Origin of the sequence: Vibrio sp. J2-3(2022) (assembly GCF_021725735.1) — a bacterium.
Classification (GTDB): Bacteria; Pseudomonadota; Gammaproteobacteria; order Enterobacterales; family Vibrionaceae; genus Vibrio; species Vibrio diabolicus.
Genome location: NZ_JAKKCK010000001.1, coordinates 19,381 through 37,819, shown reverse-complemented (window position 1 = coordinate 37,819; position 18,439 = coordinate 19,381). Strand labels below are relative to the sequence as shown.

Genomic DNA, 18,439 nt, shown 5'->3' with positions numbered 1-18,439 from the left:
TACCGATTTCTTGCAGTCATCTTTGGCTAGTAAACGGCGTATTATCTCTCTGACACGGTTAACTTACTCACCAGATATGACAGAAAAATGGCAATCAAGTTCCCTATATTATCTGTCACTGAATCTTAATAATGATTCCTGAAAAATTTTGCAAGTAAGATATCAATTGCCCATCACTTTCAGCCGAGTAACTCTTTTCGCGTTCGTGATCGCAGTTGTGTGCGACCCAATTAAGGCTGGATTCGCTGCTGATATTGCTGACGGTACTCGCGTGGCGTAAGCCCTTTATACGTTTTGAAGTGACGATTAAACAGGGCTTGGTTTCGATACCCTACTCTCTCAAACACAATTCCAATCGGCAAAGGCGTTGATTGCAGCAAATCTGCGGCATGATTGATCCGCAATTTCATTAGGCGTTGGCTAAACGGCTCTTTAAAGTGCTTTTGAAACAATCTTGTGACCGCACTGTCACTCAGTGATAAATGGTTCGCCAAGTTCGCGAGCGTCACTTTGCTAGCAAAGTGCTGTTCGAGATACGCGTTGACACTTGCCACTCGTTCTCTTTCCTGTAATTCGTGTTCACTCATCGATAAGTAAGAGTGAGTCATCAGTGTTTTCGCCCCTTCATCGTGAGCAATCAGAGACAAAACATGGAGAAATCTCGAGAGTTGCTCCATTGCAGGAAACGTCATGAGCTCATGTAGAAGATCCACAACGTGCTGAGCTGTCCGCTCAGAAAAAACCACACCTTTGTTGGCCGCCTTTAAAAGCGGATCAAGCTTTCTAAGCTCTGCGCAATAGAACATCAAATTGGCAATCCACTCACGCTTAAACCAGATCACATGAGTCTCGCACTTGCTCTCGACCAATGTGGAATGAATAGAGTGAGGCACACCTGGAGCGATCAATAGCATTTGGTTGTGAGTCACTTCTAATTCGTGATGACCAATATGCAAACTGCCAGTGAAGTGACGATGGATGACTAATTCAAACACATCATCGTGAAAATGGAGATCGTACTCTTTTTCTGGTTCATCAATGCGACGATAGCGCCAAGAAAAACCTGGTCTTTGCGGTACTTTTTCGATGTGTGCCATTGGCTACTCCACAAAATAGTATTGTTTCACGCTCAAATAATATCAGTATTGCCAGCTTAATTTTCATCACGCCGAAATAGTATTGATATTAAGCGGCATACTATCAACTTTGTGTCGTCACGCTCCTTATTGTTGCCTTGAAAGACAAGATAACTAAGGAGACTTTCATGAGTCACTTCACTGTCAAGCTACGCCAAGTCCTGCACAAAACACGTGATGAATGGGCAACATTCGCCATCAAAGAAATGGAAATTCCACCTGACACTATCGCCAAATTTTATGGCTACAAATCGAGTTGTGATCTTGAGCAAATTCTTAAACAGGATGAAAACGACGCCAATTCGGACATTTGCTCGACATCTTGTGCGACATCTCTTACAAGCAATGTAAGCAAAACGACCATCATTGACTGAGACAAAATCGAAAAATCAATATAAAGCATTGAAAATTATAACTTATACTATTTCAAACAATATTCGCTGCCAAAGTTTTTTTACCTAGCTAATTGAGAGTAATCAGCAAAACATCAATACTGATTGTGTCGACAGGATGTTGGCGGGAACAGGAAAAAAGCCTAATGGACTAGGTATCTTCAGGATGAAGATTTGGTAGCTTAGGATGAGTTATCAGCAAGGATGTAGTTAAGCTCTAGGATAGAGTTCGCCCGTCAGGATGATAGGCAAGAATGGACACCGCTAGGAAGGCGATGAACAAGGAACTCGGTTAAAGGACTTAGCCACAATCAAGGATAGATGCAGGGAGCACCTATAGTAGCCGGATTGCTGCGAAAGAGAATAAACCCCGTCTGGGAAACCAGGCGGGGTTTTATTTTGTCTGCTATTTATTATTCACAAGGCACCCGATTCTCTTGCGTCGATTTATTTCGTGCCGTGCTATCATTTTCTCTACGTCTTTCAGCAAGCTCACAGCAAATCTCACATTATGCTTAATCCTGTTTGGTTACATACATTTAAGACATTGATTGAAGTCGGTCATTTCACACAAACGGCAGAAAAACTTTTTATGACCCAACCTGGTGTCAGCCAACACATCAAAAAGTTAGAGCAAAGTTGTCAGCATGCGCTGATCAAACGTGAAAACAAAAGCTTCGAATTAACAGAGCAAGGTCGGATTGTTTACGCCTACGCGCTGGAGTTAGAAGAAAGAGAGAAAGCGTTGCTCGAAGAACTCAGTTTTGATGATGCATTTTCAGGTCACTGTAAACTGGCCTGTTCTGGCGCAATGGCATTGATGCTGTATGGCCCTCTTTTAGAAAAGCAAAAACAGCACCCAGGCTTATCGCTGCATTTAGAAGCCGCACCCAATCACTCGATTCTCAATGCAATAACGGAAGGAAGCATTGATATTGGAATCGTAACTGATGTTCCTCACAAAGGTTTATTTCACAGTGAAAGAATTGGTAAGGAGCAGTTGTGCTTAGTCCTACCTAATCAATACCGCGAAAGGCAGATAACACCACAACTCTTGCACGACTGTGGTGTCATTGCCCATCCTGATGCCAAGCACTACATGACGCTGTTTTTTGACCAATGCGCGGAACAAGAGCTCCAAGAAATTAAGATGAGCGATTTACCATTATCCGGCTACGTGAATCAATTAAGCCAAATTTTACTACCTGTGAGTAAAGGGCTCGGCTTCACCGTGCTGCCTCAAAGTGCTGTCGACAACTTCCCACAAAAAGATACCTTGCACATCGCACAACTGAAAAACACCGTGTGTGAAGAGTTATTTTTAGTTCGCAAACGCAGTCGTGTTCTGCCACTGCGCTATCAAACAATTAAAGATGTGTTATTGGACGTCATCACAAACTCAAAACAAACTCCAGAATAGCCTAGCGTTTTAATCGTCGTAATCCGTTTGCTTAAAAAAATCCACAGACAACTTCCGGCTTACGACGCTGATAATGCCCGATGATTCAACAAATTATTTTTGTCGTAACGACGAGTTTTTTTCGTTTTCTTCTCGCGAGAAAAAAACCTAAGGTGCGCACCTCTAACGAAGTGGTTGTCCAACCACACATCTAAATCGTTGAAGTCAGTAGGTAATATCACCTAAATATCACATACCTGCTGCATTCTATACTCTATACTTATATTTTTAATTTGGTACTGACTTACTAAGGAATTGCCATGCGTATTGCTATTCTCTCTCGTAATGAGAATTTATATTCAACCATGCGCCTAAAACAGGCAGGTGAAGAACGTGGACATCAAGTAGACGTCATCGATACTCTGCACTGTTATATGGACATTACGAGCAACAACCCTAAGATCCGCTATAAGGGTGAAGAATTGCCACAATACGACGCTGTGATTCCTCGCATCGGTGCATCCATCACATTCTACGGTACCGCGGTTGTACGTCAGTTTGAAATGATGGGCACATTTTGTGTCAACGAATCGGTCGCGATCAGCCGCTCTCGTGACAAATTACGCTCGTTGCAACTGTTATCGCGTAAAGGCATCGGTTTGCCGCGCACTGGCTTTGCTCACCACCCTGACAACATTCAGGACGTGATCAAAAATGTTGGTGGCGCACCTCTAGTGATTAAATTACTAGAAGGTACTCAAGGCATCGGTGTTGTGCTTGCTGAAACCAACAAAGCAGCGGAAAGCGTGATCGAAGCATTCATGGGGTTGAAAGCAAACATCATGGTGCAAGAGTTCATCGAAGAAGCTAAAGGCGCTGACATACGTTGCTTTGTTGTCGGTAATAAAGTGATTGCAGCGATGAAGCGCCAAGCGAAAGAAGGCGAGTTCCGCTCTAACTTACATCGCGGCGGCTCTGCACAGTTAGTGCGACTAAGCAAAGAAGAACGCGCTACTGCGATTAACGCGGCAAAAGTCATGGGGTTAAACCTATGCGGTGTAGATATCCTTCAATCTAAAAACGGCCCAGTGGTAATGGAAGTGAATTCTTCACCAGGTCTTGAAGGTATCGAGCTCGCTACAGAAAAAGACGTTGCTGGTATGATTTTCGACTTTATCGAGAAAAACGCAAAACCACACGCAAACCGTACTCGTGGTAAAGGTTGATAATTGTTTGAGTGAGAGCCTGCTTAGTAGGCTCTCGTATTACTCATCGCTAGGATGACACTATGAATCAGAAAATGATCATTGGGAACGCCGAAGCTATTTGCTTACCTGAGTTAGGGATTACTCACCTTGAAGCGCGCATTGATACGGGCGCACAAACATCTTCATTGCATGTAGATAACATTGATTGCTTTGAAAAAGATGGTCAGTCTTACGTTGCATTCGATCTGCACCCGGATGTTTATCATTTAGAACAAGTGGTTCGCTGCACAGCGAAGCTAAAGGCAAACCGTAAAGTGAAATCTTCAAACGGTACCTTTGAACATCGCTGCGTTATCACCACCATGCTGCGCATGGGTGACAAACAATGGCCAATCGACATTACGTTGACCAACCGTGAAAAAATGACTTACATGATGCTGTTAGGTCGTCAGGGCATGGCAGACAAAGTGCTGGTAGACCCTAGCCAATCTCATTTATTGGCATCTTAACCCCGTAGCTTCAGATGAGTGATCGAACGTTTTTGTTGAGCATCACTCGTCTGGCTTTATCTTCGCCTACTTCCTACGAAATAGCGCAAACAACAATCCCTTCGCTTTAACCTTTGTGACGCGCCAATGGGTCATCGGCTTAGTCGGCGCAGTATGCAGAATGTGCTGATACGCTTTCTCATCAAAAGTCACCTCTCCCCCATGCGCCAAAAGCAAACATTGCGGATCCATCTCAAACACACGCTTTAATGATTGGCGATATTGGTTTGGATGAAATATGGGAAACGGCGCAATCAGGTGTTTCTTAACCTGCACCATCAAATCCGCCACATACAATACATCTTGTTCAGAATGATAAACCGACAAATCTCTATCGGTATGTCCCTGCGTTTCTAGCACCTGCCAATCATCAAACCCCGGAATACACTCACCATCGATGAGTTCGATATCTGGCTTTAACTTGCGCGAATACCACAGGTTTTGCTTTGGTTTACGCATCCGGTTTGCCATCCAGCGCGCTAACATCAAATCGGTCAAATGCATTAGCCAACCGTCTACACCGCTATACCATTGGCTCTCTCGCTTTGCGGCCAATAGCTTACATCCAGTTAAATCACGCAGTTTGTGCGCGCCACCAGCGTGGTCTGGATGCATGTGAGTTACAACGACCAACTTTAGGTCAGAAAAAGGACGATGGAGTTGATGTTCAATAAAATCTTTAAGGTGAGGAATGTCTGCTCGACTTGCACCATCAAGCAACATTAATTTATCGGGATATTCGGCGAGATACATGGTCTGAATGTATCCCTGAATTCTGTGCAGCTGCAAAATATGTCCTTATTTGAGTAAGATTTTTCATGACCGCTTCCATGCAGGTCAGACCAACTATAACAGCTGAATGGACGCACTGGTAAACAAATGTTCACATCAGCGCACGACAAGAAATCATAATCGAGATGATAGATTTTAATCATTAGACTCAGCGGCACTTTTATCCGTTAATGCGCGCACACGGAGTTCGTGTCAGGGTATGAGGTTAATGCCTCATGATTTGCTTTTTTGTACTTTTCCTTCTAATTAATTAAGGACTTAAGTACATTTTTGTGAGAATCGAGTTGGAAAAAGCAACTAAATTAGACCGCATCCGCGCGGACTACAACGTTCACTACTGGAGCCAAGGTTTCTACGGTATTGATGACCAAGGCGAGGTTTACGTATCACCTCGTAGTGATCGTGCACATCAAATCCCTTTCAGTGCCATTGTAAATGAGCTAGAAGCGAAGCAGTTAAATCTGCCTGTATTAGTGCGCTTCCCGCAAATCGTGCACCAACGTGTGCATGGAATTTGCCACGCTTTCAACCAAGCAATTGAAGAATACCAATATCCAAACAAATACCTGTTGGTGTACCCAATTAAAGTAAACCAACAACGTGAAGTGGTGGATGAAATTCTAGCGAGCCAAGCTCAACTAGAAACCAAACAGCTTGGTCTTGAAGCGGGTAGCAAGCCAGAATTGTTGGCAGTACTTGCATTGGCTCAACAAGGCAGCTCCGTGATCGTGTGTAACGGCTACAAAGACCGTGAGTATGTGCGTCTTGCACTGATCGGTGAAAAGCTGGGCCACAAAGTATTCATCGTACTAGAGAAGCTTTCTGAGCTGGATCTGGTGCTAGAAGAAGCGAAAAGCTTGGGCGTAAAACCGCGCCTTGGTTTGCGTATTCGCCTCGCCTCTCAAGGTGCGGGGAAATGGCAAGCAAGTGGCGGTGAAAAATCGAAATTTGGTTTGTCTGCATCGCAAGTGCTTAGCGTTATTGAACGTCTGAAACGCGAAGGCAGCCTAGATGCGATGCAATTGGTTCACTTCCACCTTGGCTCACAGATGGCAAACATCCGTGACGTACGTAATGGTGTGAATGAGTCCGCACGTTTCTACTGCGAACTGCGCGCACTGGGTGCAAACATCGAATACTTCGATGTGGGCGGCGGTTTGGCAGTCGACTACGACGGCACACGCAGCCAATCATCGAACTCAATGAACTACGGCCTTGCAGAGTACGCACGTAATATCGTCAACACAGTGGGCGACGTGTGTCAGCAATACGAACAACCGATGCCAGTGATCATATCTGAATCCGGTCGTTCACTGACAGCGCACCACGCTGTGTTGATTTCTAACGTAATTGGTACAGAAACATACCAACCGGAAGAAGTGCATGAACTTGGCGCAGATGCTCCACTTTTACTACAAAACATGTGGCGAAACTGGGAAAACTTACAAGATGGTACAGACGCTCGTGCGTTAATTGAGATCTACAACGATACCCAAAGTGATTTGGCAGAGGTACACTCTCAATTCGCAACTGGCGTGCTTAACTTGGAGCAACGTGCGTGGGCAGAACAACTGTCACTGCGCATTTACTTCGAACTAAGCCGCAAGATGAGCACTAAAAATCGCTTCCACCGTCCGATTCTGGACGAGTTGAGCGAACGTCTTGCAGATAAGTTCTTCGTGAACTTCTCTCTCTTCCAATCTCTACCAGATGCTTGGGGTATTGATCAGGTGTTCCCTGTTCTACCACTTTCTGGCCTTGGCGATGCGGAAGAGCGTCGTGCGGTAATGTTGGACATCACCTGTGACTCTGATGGCGCGATCGATCACTACGTTGATGGTCAAGGCATCGAGAGCACGCTACCTGTACCAGCTTGGAGCAAAGACAAACCATACCTAATGGGCTTTTTCCTAGTAGGCGCATACCAAGAAATCCTTGGTGACATGCACAACCTATTTGGTGACACCCACAGTGCAGTAGTCAATGTTGATGAACACGGTCAATTTGAGATCAGTTACATCAATGAAGGTGATAGTGTAGAAGACATGATGCGCTACGTTCATATCGACGTGGATGCGATTCGTGACAATTACAAACAATTGGTTTCCCAAAGAGTTGAAGCCAATGAACAAGCACAAATCCTAGCAGAACTAGAACAAGGTCTAGCGGGATACACCTATTTAGAGGACTTCTGATATGAATGATTTGTTTACTAAAACCGATTATTCGCTTTACTCCAACTCTATGTCGTTTTTACGTCTACCGTACATTCGTAATCCGGTATCGGCAGACGCAGACGTTGTGGTGCTAGGGGTTCCTCTGGACATGGCTACATCTGGTCGTCCAGGCGCACGCATGGGGCCAGATGCGATTCGCCGTGCCTCAGTCAACTTGGCATGGGAAGGTAAGAAGTTCCCGTGGGACTTCAACGTATTGGATAAGCTGAAAGTGATCGACGCGGGTGACCTCGTGTTCGATTGCGGTGATGCGGAAGATTTCACTTACCGTCTAGAGGCGGCAACCAGTGAAATTCTAAAAAGCGGTAAAACCATGTTGGGATTGGGCGGTGACCACTTCATCACACTGCCTATCCTGCGTGCCTACGCGAAGCATCATGGTCAAATGGCTCTGATTCACTTTGATGCTCATACGGATACCTACGCAAATGGCAGTTCATACGACCACGGTACAATGTTCTACCACGCGCCGAAAGAAGGTTTGATCTCTGCGAAGAACTCCGTACAAATCGGTATTCGTACTGAATACAAACAGCAGGATCACGGCTTTAATGTGATTAATGCGATGCAAGCGAATGACATGTCGGTGAACGAGATCTTAGAAGAGATTCGTCGTACCGTCGCAGATAAGCCAGTGTACGTTACTTTTGACATCGACTGCTTGGACCCAGCCTTCGCACCGGGAACAGGTACACCCGTTTGTGGTGGCTTGAACTCAGACAAAGCGCTGAAAATTATTCGTGGCTTAGCCGGTATGAATATTGTGGGTATGGATGTTGTAGAAGTATCGCCTCCGTACGACCACAGTGATGTTACCGCATTAGCGGGAGCAACCATCGCACTAGAAATGCTTTACGCATACGCATCTGGTCGCGAATAAACATAATCATTTCTAAGGGAGCTTCGGCTCCCTTTTTATTCATGGTGCCTTCTCTAGTCTTTTCTTCGTTCGAACCATGTCTTGCTCTGGCTAACCAAAACAATTCTTCTCCCCTCGGTTTTAACCATAAAAACCAATGACCTATAAGTGGACTTACATTCACAACAATTAAGAGATTTAACGTAATTCAACAAAGAAAAGCAGCCTGTTTCCGAACGCAAATTAAGATTAGTTTTTCTAATCCATATTATAGATTTTTATCTTGCTCAACTTCACACTTTTCGATTGCTAATTGTACACGCAAAGACTAATATCTCGCGCAAATAGCCCCGTAACACCAAAAGTCTGTTGGCACTCTGCATTAGAGCGCTAAGGGTTTTTACGTCTTAAATTTTTTGGAGAGATACGCAAATGTCTGCTTCGTTTCCATTAGCGAAACTTACCTTTTTAATCGCAATATTGACTGCCGTGGGTCAAATGACCCAAACAATGTACGTGCCTTCAATCGGTCATATGGCGGGTGAGTTTTTGGTGTCTGCGTCATCACTTCAAGCTGTGATGGCTTGTTACCTGATTCCATATGGCTTATCGCAATTCGTGTACGGTACGTTATCGGACCGCTTAGGTCGCAAGCCAATCATCATAGCAGGCCTACTTATCTACATCGTAGGTACATTGGTGGAGCTCTTTGCACACCAATTTGAATGGTTCTTGATTGGTAGTTTCATCCAAGGTTTAGGTATTGGCTGCGGTGGTGCGATGTCACGTACTCTGACTCGCGACTGCTTTGAAGGTTCTGAGCTACACAGAGCAAATAGCTTAATCAGCATGTGTGTGATTTTCTCACCATTGTTGGCTCCCGTACTTGGCGGCTACTTAACCGAAGCGTTTGGCTGGCGCTCTAGCTACCTATTCTTAGCGCTGTTTGGCATTGCAGTGGTGATTACCATGATGACCAGCATGATGGAGACGCTACCAAAAGAGAAACGCAAGTTCGAACCAGTAGCCAAAAGCTACAAACACGTTTTGTCTGACCGCCGCTTCCAAGGCTTTTTGATCTGCCTAGTTGCGACGTTTGCTGGCGTAGGTGTGTTCGAGGCAGCAGCTGGGGTATTGCTAGGTGGTGTATTGGCATTACCAGCAACAACGGTAAGTTTGCTGTTTATCTTACCGATCCCGGGTTACTTGGTGGGTGCCGGCTTATCTAGCTACATCGCGCAGCGTCGCTCTGAGCGTCGTGCTTTAAATGTGGGCTTGGTATCGATTTTTGTTGGTTCAGCTATTGTGCTCATCCCTGGCTTGTTTGGTTTAACCACGGCGTTAACGCTGGTTGGTGGCGCAACCGTGTACTTTTTGGGTGCGGGTATCCTATTCCCAGCCGCAACAACCGGAGCAATTGCGCCATTCCCATACCATGCAGGAACAGCAGGCGCGACATTGGGTGGCATGCAAAACTTGGGAGCAGGTATTGCGACCTTGCTTGCATCACTATTTCCAGCGCATAACCAGATGCCACTAGGTGTTTTGATGATGGCAATGTCGGTAATTGCAATGCTTGGGCTCATGTGGGTAAATCGAGCGCACAACCACTCAAACGAAGTGCCGCAAGTCATCTGATCATTATCGACTAACGTTCAAAATCCAAAAGGGACACACTAAACTAGTGTGTCCCTTTTTCATATCACACTATATCGATTTACCGATGAGAATGATTTAACTTTCGAATTGATATTTGTTAAAAATAACAGCTGCTTACACAATGTGTTTTCAGCTCCCTTCAAATTGAGTAGCCAACTCGGAAATATTGAGAATTCTCACTTTTTCGGCACACCCCATAACAAAGAATGGACAACTGAAAACCACTAACGAAATGAAAGCCCAGCCCTCAGGATGAGGCCACTTGGGTGTATAATAAGGACAAAAACAGATGCGTTTCACTTTAACTACGTTGGCCGTCTCGGTCGCGCTTGTCGCCGGATGCAGCAATCAAGGAACTCCCAGCATGACTCAATACTCCCAATCACAGATCGTTGCTCAACAAACTCAAGCTCCGGTTGCGAAAAAAGTCCCTCACGCGATGACTATTCATGGTGATACTCGCGTTGATAACTACTACTGGATGCGTGACGACGAACGTAAAGATCCGGAAATTTTGCAGCACCTAGAGCAAGAAAATCAGTATGCGGAAACCGTTCTCAAGCACACTGAAGCTCTTCAAAATGAGCTATTTGAAGAAATTAAAGGTCGCATAGCAAAAGACGACAACTCCGTTCCTGTGCGTAAAGGCAACTACTTCTACTCAAGTGAAGTGACCGGAGATAACGAATACGAAGTTCACCTTCGAGCTAAAGACTTTGCAGGCAAAGACAAGCAAGTCATTTTAGATGTCAATGAACTTGCAAAAGAACATGAGTTCTTCAGTATTGGCGGCTTGTACGTTAGTCCGAATGAAAACTTACTAGCGTATGGCGAAGATACATTAAGCCGCCGCGTTTACACTCTTAAGATCAAAGACCTGAAAACAGGCAATTACCTACAAGATGAAATCGAAGGCGCCTCAAGCGCGATTGCATGGCAGAACGATAACAACGCCTTTTACTACATCAAAAAAGATCCACAGACCTTGCTGGGCTACCAAGTGTATCGTCATGTTTTAGGCACGCCACAAAGCAGTGATGAGTTGATTTTTGAAGAAACCGACAGCGCCTATTACACCTCACTAAGCAAAAGCAAAGATGGCGAAGATATTTATATCTGGCATTCCAGTACAGAAACCAGCGGCGTCTCCATCATCGATGCGAACAACCCTAAAGCAAAGGCGAAGCCTTTTTATCCTCGTGAAAATGGCATTGAATACAGCATTTCTAAGCTAGGCGATTGGTATTACATTTATACCAACTATCAAGCCGTGAACTTCCGTTTGATGAAAGTTAAGCAAGAAGAGATGCACGATCGCTCTAAGTGGCAAGACGTGATTGCCGCAGACGACAACACTCAACTTGTCGACTTCGAGCTATTCGATGATCACCTCGTCTATGAGCAGCGCTCTAACGGCCTAGCAAGCGTCACTGTACGTCAGCTCTCAACAGGAAAAGAATTCCCCCTCACATTTAATGACGATGCGTTTGCAGCCTATTTGACAGGTAACCTAGAGCTGGATAACGAGAAAGTTCGTATTTATTACAGCAGTTTAACCACTCCAGGAACCTACTACGATTTCGATCTAAAAACGGGCGAGTCAGAAATCATGAAGCAAACACCTGTACTTGGTGATTTTAATCCTGACAATTACCAATCAGAACGCATTTTGATTACAGCCCGTGACGGTAAAGAAGTACCCGTTTCTTTGGTGTATCGTAAAGACTTATTTAAGAAGGATGGTACGAATCCACTCTACCAATATGGTTATGGATCTTATGGTGCAACCATTGAGCCAACTTTCCGCTCGACACGTTTGAGTCTATTAGACCGCGGCTTTGTTTACGCCATCGCTCACATTCGCGGTTCTGAAATGCTTGGCCGTCCTTGGTATGAGGATGGTAAAAAACTCACCAAGCAAAACACATTCAACGACTTTATTGATGTAACTAAAGGTTTGGTTGAACAAGGCTACGGCGCGAAAGATAAAGTCTTCGCTGTTGGTGGCTCTGCAGGTGGTCTCTTAATGGGGGCAGTCATCAACCAAGCACCAGAATTGTATCGCGGTATCGGTGCACATGTTCCGTTTGTGGACGTGGTAACCACCATGCTCGATGAATCAATTCCATTGACCACCAATGAATATGATGAATGGGGTAACCCAAATAACAAAACATACTATGACTATATGTTGAGTTACTCGCCTTACGACAACATCAAGGCGCAAAACTACCCAAACATGTTGGTAACGACTGGCTTGCACGACTCTCAAGTACAGTACTTTGAACCAATGAAGTGGGTCGCCAAACTTCGTGAAATGAAGACTGACGATAACGTTTTGTTGTTCAAAACCGATATGGAAGCCGGACACGGCGGCGCATCTGGTCGATTTAAGCGCTTGAAAGAAGATGCGTTAGAGTACGCGTTCTTCCTCGATTTACTCGATAAAAAATAAGCGTATTAATAGAACTGCATCTCTAACAACAAAAATGCCCGCAACTTGCGGGCATTTTTTATAGACGCGCTCTCTAAACAGAGAGTTGGGGTACCTAAGACATCATTACCAGTGTCTCTTATAGCCAACGGAAAGCAGAAAGAAAAACGCCTACTCACAACGAGTAGGCGTTAACACAATAAATGTGTTTAGGCAGTAGAAACTGGCCTATTTATTAGAAGTAGTAACGAGCACCTAGAGTCCAGTAGTCGTTCTCTTCGCTAGTGTAATCGTTACCTAGGTCAAACTGGTAAGCAGCAAACGTTACGAAAGCAGGAGTTACAGCGTACTCTGCTTGTAGCGCAGTTTCGCTTGAAACTGTCTTGTTGTCTTCTTCGTCTTCTACGCCTTCGTAGTTAACGCTGAATGTCCAATCGTTCACGCCGTATGCCAAAAGAGCTTCAATTTGAGAAGTCTCTTTACGCATCTCGTAGAAGTAATCGTTCATACCGTATACTACTGCTGCGTATAGACCTGAACCGTACTGACCGTAGTTTACAGAGAATAGGTGTGATTCAGCGTTCTTAGTACCTAGAGTCGCGTTTTTAACATCACCGCCGCTGTATACGTAGCCTAGGCCAAAGCCAGCTACAGAACCGCTCAGTGCAACTTGACCACGTTGCTCGTATGTTGTTGCATCTGAAGTTTGCTCACCTTGCCAACCTAGACCTAGGTTGAAAGCAAAGCCTTCACCAAATTCAAAACCTTTACGGTAGCTAAGCATTTTATCAGCACGAGCTGAGCCTAGGTTGCCGTGGTTGTCGTACAAAAAGTCGTTCGCAAACGCGATTGGTAGATCCGCAACACCAGCGACATCGTAGTAAGGTGACCATTGAGTACCTGCAACAAGGCGACCGTACTGCTCGTGAGTTGCACCGATGTAACCTAGACGAGTTTTGAATGACTGTTCACCACCATTTAGGTAGTTAAGCGCCCATTCGCCTTTAGCGTCGATAGTGATACCGTTGCCAATGTCTTTCTTACCCGCGACGTTAATACGTGGAGACACTTGATGAACTTTCACATCTTCCTCGTAGTACTCACCCACGCCAACTGAAACGTGACCGCCGATCGATAAAGATGTACCATCGCTGTTATAAACTTCTGCTGCGAAGGCCTGTGAACCACATGCTAGTGCCGCCACTGCAACGGCTAGAGTTTTCATTTTCATTGTTAACATCCGTATAGTTGTTTGTACCGGTTCGCTTAGAGACAGATTAAATCCGAATCAATCGCAACGAACACATAACAAAGTAGTAATGAAATAGAAATGAAACAAACACTTTCTTATGCAACCAGTGGTATTAATGCTCGCATTTTGAACTAAGTCACAAAAAAATAGGGAACTTTTCATTCCCCATCATAAAATCTGTGGCTTTTTACGTGTCACATCTCCCAACGTGCGAGTGGCTTCTCAGTTTTGATACCCTTACTGCCCCAGCGGTCAATAACATCAATTTGCAGTATACGACTCGGTTTAATAAGCGATGTCAAGGTTTTCGACGGTCGTTTATCCGTAACTAACCATAGCGTTTTATCTTGTTCAAACTGAGCTTTTAAAGATAATTTGTCTTCTTCTGTCCACTCGAGTTCTGGCTTAAATTCGCGCCCAACCACAAACAATTGGTTGCCAGAGGCAAAGTCCTCTAGTGACTCACTCATCAGTACCACTGAATCGATGCCTTTATCGAAGATCTCTGCCTGTTGTTGGTTGAGCAGTTCACGCACATTGAGCATAAAAGCCTGTTGATTCGTTTGAATCGCCTTTTGGTGCTCAGGATATACACGTTGTAGATCCTCTCCAACAATGCCCGCCATTCGGATTAAGTTTGTAGGGTTCAGCCACGCGTACTTCGATGTTGACCCGTTTTCCAATGTCAGTACTGCAACTCCTTGAGCTCTAGGAGAAATGGCCTGCGATGCATCGATTTCAATCAAGTGAATGTTGCCCTGTCGAGCGTAAACATAAGTCGGGTCTTGTTTCCAAATCGCACCAAGAGTAATAGCAACCGTCGCGGCTTGACCCGCTTGCTTAACTTGCTCTGTACCTTTATTTGCGAACCAGTTCTCAAGACGCTCAACGCCGTAACGCTTTGGAGGCAGATACTGAGTCTCTATCCCTGTACCTTTCATGAGTTGCTCAGACAACATGTACGTGACGGGAGTGCTGGTTAAAATGTCTTTGGCGCTTGCCAACGATGGAAGTGTCGTCGCTATAACCAAACCAAAAGTTATCGCTAATTTTTTTATCTTCATGTTCATTACTTTATAAAAAGGGTTACGCTTTTTGGATAATTCGGTAAACCGTTGCTGTTAGGAAAAATGCCGCAGAAACAATGATGATGGATGCGCCTGATGGCACTGGTAGCTCAAGCTCCATCGGCAGTATGGTTCCGACTAAACACGCAATGGTTGCCAATAAAGAAGAAAGGAGAACGAAAGTGCCCATGCGTTTAGTCAATAACCTAGCCGTTGCTCCAGGAATCAGTAGCAATGCACCAACCAATACCGCGCCAATAATCTTTACCGCGGCGATGGTGACCAAGGTGATCATCATGACAAATAAGTAATCATAAAAGCTGGTATTAAAGCCGCGTACACGTGCAATATCCGGGCTGATACAAGTCAGCAAAATGCGGTTAAACGTAGGAATAAGAAGCAGTAATATGATCAAACAACTGATCGCTAAAATAAGGATATCGTTGTCCGTCACAGTTAAGATCGAGCCAAACAACACGTTCTCCAACATGTGAATGTTGATCTTACGAGCAACGTACATTAACAGCGCAGCACCAACCGCTAACGCTAGCGCAAGAAAAACCCCAACCAGTGTGTCGTAAGGTACATTTGTACGATTACGAACAAAGTGAAGCAACAGCGCAAAAATCATACAAAAGCTAAACAATCCGATGATCGGATTCTCTGGCGGCTCACCGAGCAACACACCAATCGCGATTCCGGTAAGCGCAGCGTGCCCAACCGCTTCAGAGAAAAAAGCCAGTCGCTTGGCGATGACTAATGTCCCAAGACCACCAAGTAACGGTCCTAATATCAGCGCTGCCACAATTGCGTTCACCATGAAGGCATAAGAAAAGCTATCGCTTAACCACCCAGCTTCAACGCCGCTAACCGCTAACTCTCGTAACCAATCCATTATGCAGCCTCCACTTTTGCTGTGTAGTGCTTGAATAATGTTTCTATACGATCAGGACTTAACACATCTGAGTGGTGCCCTGACGCCACAATTTGACGATTTACGACATGGACCTGCGCGTCTAAACGGCGCACTGCGGTCACGTCATGGTGTACTGCCAGTACCGTTTTGCCTTCTCCAACGACTTCATGAATCAAACCTTCAAGGTACCGAACACCTTGCTCGTCCATCCCAGTTGTAGGTTCATCTAAAACCAATAAATTGGGCTCATCCAGTAAAGCTTGCGCAAACAAAACACGCTGTTGCTCTCCGCCAGAGAGTTGCCCCATACGACGATCGCAACGCGTTGCCATGCCCACACGATCCAGCTGGGCCAGAGCATGTTGAGTTTGCTTTGTTTTACGTCGCCAAAATAGAGGGATACGGGTTTGATTAAGCAGCACAAAATCCATCACGGTTAACGGGAGGCTTGCCTCGAACATCGCCTTTTGTGGTACATATCCTATCTTACCCGATGCAGCTGATTGCTCTGGCCAATTGAGTGCAATGTTTCCCGAAAATGGTGTTAGCCCAAGTATCGAACGAAGCAAAGAGGTTTTCCCACCACCATTCGGCCCCATAATCACGTGGCATTTCGCACTCTCGAATTCAGCGTTGATGTTCTGCAAAATAATATTGTCGGCGTATTTCAGGCCCACGTTATTTAAGGAAACGGAAGGACCTGTCATTACGCCTTTTCCCCTGCTCGCTTGCTCGCAACAAACTTCATTGCTTCAATGAGCGTTTCTACGTTATCTCGCATCTCAACCTCGACTTTATCAGCCTCATACTCACCGTGAGTCATGTGAGAAAAGCGATAAAGCTGCACCCCAGTCGCCTCTTCGATGGTATCAACAAAACGGTTCGGCATATTGAGCTCATAAAACAGCACATCAATACCCGATTCACGAATTTTCTCAATCGTTTCCTGCAACTGACTGGCACTTGGTTCAACACCATGAGCAGGCTCAATGACAGCTGCGACGTCAACACCAAATTCCTGAAGGATATAACCGTAAGCATTATGGGTTGTCGCCACCTTCATACCAGCCGTGTCCAACTCACCAAGAGACAACATTGCATCACGCTTCATCAGGCGGAAAGTTTTCGCGTATTTACGAGCATTTTGGCGATAAAAAGTAGCGTTGTCTGGGTCCAGTTTACTTAGCTCACTCGCGATGGTGTAAACCTTTTGAATAGTGGTCGATAGACCAACAAAGGTGTGAGGGTTCACTGCACCTTGACCAACTGACTGCCCCATCGCCGGTAACAGAGGCACTTCTTTGTTTGCTTGGATAACCACGAGATCATCACGCTGAGAGGCTTTGATCACTTTCAGTGCAAAATCGTCATGACCAATACCATTGATCACTATCGCATCCATTTCATTCAAACGCTTAAGATCATTGGGTTGCGGTAAATAGTTATGAGGGTTAAAACCAGCATCGACCAGAGGAATGATGTTCGCCTTGTCATCAACAACAGCTTTGACATAGCTGTAATAAGGTTGAAGCGTAATACCAATACTGAGTTTATCGGCAGCAAAGCCAGTAGAAGACACCGTCAATAACACGGTGGCTGTAAGAATACGACGTAAAAGAGAGCGTTTGATCATAGTAGTTATCAATTATGTTGTCTTAATGGGCGTGAGAATGGGAAGAAGAGGAATCTGACAGAACGATTTGTTGCCAGCCATGCTGGCGGCGTTTTGCTAGATCGCTTAGTACCTCCGCATTTAACGATCGGCTAGAATCACTAAACCAAATATCAGCTTGAGAGCCACGGCTATCCAGAAGCATAGAGGCAGAACCTTGGGCATTTTTCTTCATGCCAATGTAGACTCCGTCATCGATTCGTTTCCACTGATGAGACCCTTTGCGCTTCCAATTTTGGTCTTTTACGAATGGAGCAATCCAAAGCGCCTCCATGTCAGAGACCTCAGGCCAAGTTCCAGTTTCTAGCTGCAAATCACGAATCTCTTCATGAGCAAGCTTAAGTTCAGCGATCAAACCCAACTCGTTTTGATGTAAGTCCGTGATTAAAACTTGATGAGCCTGTATGTCTGACTTTTCAGTCGCAACCTGATGATGGGGCATAAGTATGGCTGCAAAACCGAGAATCGCTGCGATAGTCAGTGCGACCCACTTTCCTTCTCGGTTACCATCATCGGGACGAACTTTCTGTACACTCATTTCTCTTTCAGCTCAACGATATCCACTTCCACCGGGCTTTCATGTCCGGCATCAAATACCAAATAGAAATCTGTTTCAGGGTGAGTAAATTCTGCGATGGAACGCTTATCTGTTTTTTCTTTGGCGATCAGATTGTCGTCGTAATCGTACATTTCGACATCGTAGTCGACCGCTGTCGATCCATCCGAGTAGCCCGCTTCACAAATCACTTTATCTTGCGCCAAGTGACAACTCATCAGAGGGAAGTGTGCAGCAGCGTGAAAAGAAGCAAATCCAGAAAAAAGCAAAGCAGCTTTGAGAAGAGAAGTGTTATTCATGATGATTCCAAAA

General features: G+C 45.1%; 17 protein-coding genes. 8 read left to right on the top strand and 9 right to left on the bottom strand.

From position 1 onward, the window contains the following. Positions 1 to 230 precede the first annotated feature (230 nt). On the bottom strand, positions 231 to 1,097 hold the full coding sequence (locus L3V27_RS00195; RefSeq protein WP_006741243.1) for an AraC family transcriptional regulator: 867 nt from the start codon (positions 1,095 to 1,097) through the stop codon (positions 231 to 233). Between the two features lie 167 nt (positions 1,098 to 1,264). Here L3V27_RS00195 and L3V27_RS00190 point away from each other — a divergent pair, with 167 nt between their 5' ends. From L3V27_RS00190 to L3V27_RS00175, 4 genes are all read left to right on the top strand, one after another. Beyond that, positions 1,265 to 1,510, top strand: coding sequence for a hypothetical protein (locus L3V27_RS00190; protein WP_046873894.1), 246 nt, complete (start codon positions 1,265 to 1,267; stop codon positions 1,508 to 1,510). A 529-nt stretch (positions 1,511 to 2,039) separates the two neighbouring features. Further along, positions 2,040 to 2,948, top strand: coding sequence for a LysR family transcriptional regulator (locus L3V27_RS00185; RefSeq protein WP_237310667.1), 909 nt, complete (start codon positions 2,040 to 2,042; stop codon positions 2,946 to 2,948). Between the two features lie 299 nt (positions 2,949 to 3,247). Beyond that, positions 3,248 to 4,153 carry a 30S ribosomal protein S6--L-glutamate ligase gene (gene rimK, locus L3V27_RS00180; protein WP_005393586.1) on the top strand — a complete coding sequence of 302 codons (906 nt, stop codon included), beginning with the start codon at positions 3,248 to 3,250 and terminating at the stop codon, positions 4,151 to 4,153. Between the two features lie 62 nt (positions 4,154 to 4,215). Further along, positions 4,216 to 4,644 carry a RimK/LysX family protein gene (locus tag L3V27_RS00175; RefSeq protein ID WP_005393584.1) on the top strand — a complete coding sequence of 143 codons (429 nt, stop codon included), beginning with the start codon at positions 4,216 to 4,218 and terminating at the stop codon, positions 4,642 to 4,644. Positions 4,645 to 4,710: 66 nt separating this feature from the next. Here L3V27_RS00175 and L3V27_RS00170 read toward each other — a convergent pair whose 3' ends face one another. After that, positions 4,711 to 5,436: an MBL fold metallo-hydrolase gene (locus tag L3V27_RS00170; RefSeq protein ID WP_048625145.1), complete on the bottom strand. Its 726-nt coding sequence runs from the start codon at positions 5,434 to 5,436 to the stop codon at positions 4,711 to 4,713. 323 nt (positions 5,437 to 5,759) lie between these two features. Between L3V27_RS00170 and speA the strand changes: the two genes are divergently transcribed. The 4 genes from speA to L3V27_RS00150 all read left to right on the top strand — a co-directional run bounded on the left by speA (position 5,760) and on the right by L3V27_RS00150 (position 12,685). After that, complete coding sequence (gene speA / locus L3V27_RS00165; RefSeq protein ID WP_161444533.1) at positions 5,760 to 7,670, top strand: arginine decarboxylase; 1,911 nt, start codon at positions 5,760 to 5,762, stop codon at positions 7,668 to 7,670. Between the two features lies 1 nt (position 7,671). Continuing rightward, positions 7,672 to 8,592 carry an agmatinase gene (gene speB / locus L3V27_RS00160; protein WP_005393578.1) on the top strand — a complete coding sequence of 307 codons (921 nt, stop codon included), beginning with the start codon at positions 7,672 to 7,674 and terminating at the stop codon, positions 8,590 to 8,592. 411 nt (positions 8,593 to 9,003) lie between these two features. After that, positions 9,004 to 10,209: a multidrug efflux MFS transporter EmrD gene (gene emrD / locus L3V27_RS00155; protein ID WP_237310666.1), complete on the top strand. Its 1,206-nt coding sequence runs from the start codon at positions 9,004 to 9,006 to the stop codon at positions 10,207 to 10,209. 310 nt (positions 10,210 to 10,519) lie between these two features. Continuing rightward, complete coding sequence (locus tag L3V27_RS00150; protein ID WP_237310665.1) at positions 10,520 to 12,685, top strand: S9 family peptidase; 2,166 nt, start codon at positions 10,520 to 10,522, stop codon at positions 12,683 to 12,685. Positions 12,686 to 12,899: 214 nt separating this feature from the next. Here L3V27_RS00150 and L3V27_RS00145 read toward each other — a convergent pair whose 3' ends face one another. The 7 genes from L3V27_RS00145 to L3V27_RS00115 all read right to left on the bottom strand — a co-directional run bounded on the left by L3V27_RS00145 (position 12,900) and on the right by L3V27_RS00115 (position 18,426). Next, on the bottom strand, positions 12,900 to 13,895 hold the full coding sequence (locus L3V27_RS00145; protein ID WP_006741232.1) for a porin: 996 nt from the start codon (positions 13,893 to 13,895) through the stop codon (positions 12,900 to 12,902). Between the two features lie 215 nt (positions 13,896 to 14,110). Then, positions 14,111 to 14,980, bottom strand: a complete 870-nt coding sequence (locus L3V27_RS00140) for a zinc ABC transporter substrate-binding protein (protein WP_104972217.1) — start codon at positions 14,978 to 14,980, stop codon at positions 14,111 to 14,113. A 22-nt stretch (positions 14,981 to 15,002) separates the two neighbouring features. Continuing rightward, on the bottom strand, positions 15,003 to 15,878 hold the full coding sequence (locus L3V27_RS00135) for a metal ABC transporter permease (protein ID WP_104972216.1): 876 nt from the start codon (positions 15,876 to 15,878) through the stop codon (positions 15,003 to 15,005). Beyond that, positions 15,878 to 16,606, bottom strand: coding sequence for a metal ABC transporter ATP-binding protein (locus L3V27_RS00130; RefSeq protein WP_104972215.1), 729 nt, complete (start codon positions 16,604 to 16,606; stop codon positions 15,878 to 15,880). The genes L3V27_RS00135 and L3V27_RS00130 overlap by 1 nt, the downstream gene beginning before the upstream one ends. After that, entirely contained in the window at positions 16,606 to 17,532 is a 927-nt protein-coding gene (locus L3V27_RS00125; RefSeq protein ID WP_237310664.1) for a zinc ABC transporter substrate-binding protein, read from the bottom strand. Before L3V27_RS00125 ends, L3V27_RS00130 begins: the two co-directional genes overlap by 1 nt. A gap of 22 nt (positions 17,533 to 17,554) precedes the next feature. After that, positions 17,555 to 18,109 (bottom strand): DUF6162 family protein, encoded by a 555-nt coding sequence (locus L3V27_RS00120; protein WP_047007956.1) that lies wholly within the window; start codon positions 18,107 to 18,109, stop codon positions 17,555 to 17,557. After that, entirely contained in the window at positions 18,106 to 18,426 is a 321-nt protein-coding gene (locus L3V27_RS00115; RefSeq protein ID WP_046873904.1) for a hypothetical protein, read from the bottom strand. Before L3V27_RS00115 ends, L3V27_RS00120 begins: the two co-directional genes overlap by 4 nt. Positions 18,427 to 18,439 lie beyond the last annotated feature (13 nt).